Source organism: Bradyrhizobium sp. PRIMUS42, assembly GCF_023006515.1.
Lineage (GTDB): Bacteria > Pseudomonadota > Alphaproteobacteria > Rhizobiales > Xanthobacteraceae > Bradyrhizobium.
The window spans coordinates 1-1382 of the sequence record NZ_JALBGZ010001117.1; the positions used below are offsets into that span (position 1 = coordinate 1).

The window sequence follows — 1382 nt, forward strand, 5'->3', positions numbered from 1 at the left end:
GGTGCGCTTCACGCCCGAGGCGCGCATCGCCGACATCACCGGGCTGCTCGACAGCTACCACGCCTCGATCGTCGACGGGGCCAAGGGCGGCATGTTCCGCCTCCAGTTCGACAAGGCCATGAGCCAGGACGAGCTCGCTTCGCTGCTCGGCAAGATGCAGCGCGAGAAGTTCGTCAACCTCGCCGTCGCGGCGCCCTAGGCGCGCCGCCAAGCCGATGACAGGCAAGTCCGAGAGCAGGGTGCGTGCCGGGGCCTACGCTTCATCGGTCGGCGCGGTGCTTCTGATCGCCGCCGGTCTCGGCGTCGAGGTTGCGCAGGCGCAGGCGATCATGCGCACGCCCACGATCAGCGTGCCCTCGCGCACGCCGACCATCTCTCCGAGCATCGCCCCGCGTATCACCCCCAGTGTTGCCGCCCGTGCGGCCAGTGTCGACCGTGGCCCGCGGACGATGGCGGCCATTCCCCACACCACGACGTCGCGCGTACGGCCGACGACGCCGGTGCTGCCCTATGCGCGCTATTCGCCGAACCTCTACCCGGCCTGCAGCGCACCCTATCGTGATGCTGACGGCGAGTGCACGGGGCAGCCGATCGCAGGCGGCCAAGGCACTGGAAAATCAGGCAAGAAAAGCGCCGGCAAGGGGCGTGGCAACAACACCCCGGTTGCGGTCACCTCGCGCAGCTTTGCCAACGAATTCGTGGCCGAGATCGATGGCGCGCTGTCGCCCGGCGATGCCGACGAACTGGCCCGCCGGCACGGCCTGACGCGCGTCTCTTCGGAGAGCTTCCCGCTGATCGGGGCCACATTCGGTCTGTTCCGCATCACCGACGGCCGGCCCTACGAGACGGTGCGGCGCGAATTCGCGGCCGACGGCAGCGTGCGCTCGGTCCAGCCGAACTTCCGTTATGCGCTCCAGGACCAGAAATCGGCGACCCCGAGCGAGGGCGATCCCGCGCAATACGCACTGGCCAAGCTCCGCCTGCCGCAGGCCCATACGCTGGCGCACGGTGCCAACGTCACGGTTGCCGTGATCGACTCCGGCATAGACGCCAAGCATCCCGAGCTTGCCAATTCCGTCGCCGACAATTTCGATGCGCTCGGCAGCGCCGAGGGGCCGCACATCCACGGCACCGGCATCGCCGGTGCGATCGTGGCGCATGACCGGCTGATGGGCAGCGCGCCCGAGGCGCGCATCATCGCGATTCGTGCCTTCGGCGGCACCAACGGTGGCGCCGAGAGTTCGTCCTACATCATCCTGCGCTCGCTGAATTACGCCGCCGAGCACGGCGCGCAGATCGTCAATATGAGCTTTGCCGGCCCATCGATGCCCGCGCCGTCGGCATCGAGGTCGTCTACCAGGACCTCGCGCTATCGGACAATC

The 1382-nt window shown here is 68.2% G+C and carries 1 protein-coding gene and 1 pseudogene; both read left to right on the plus strand.

Translation table 11 applies throughout. The annotated features are described in order from the left end of the window. A pseudogene (locus MOV75_RS38165) lies at nt 1–199 on the plus strand (hypothetical protein); the annotation flags it as partial. Between the two features lie 16 nt (nt 200–215). Further along, nucleotides 216–1382: S8 family serine peptidase (locus MOV75_RS38170; RefSeq protein WP_247008001.1), on the plus strand; the 1167-nt coding region annotated here is incomplete at its 3' end.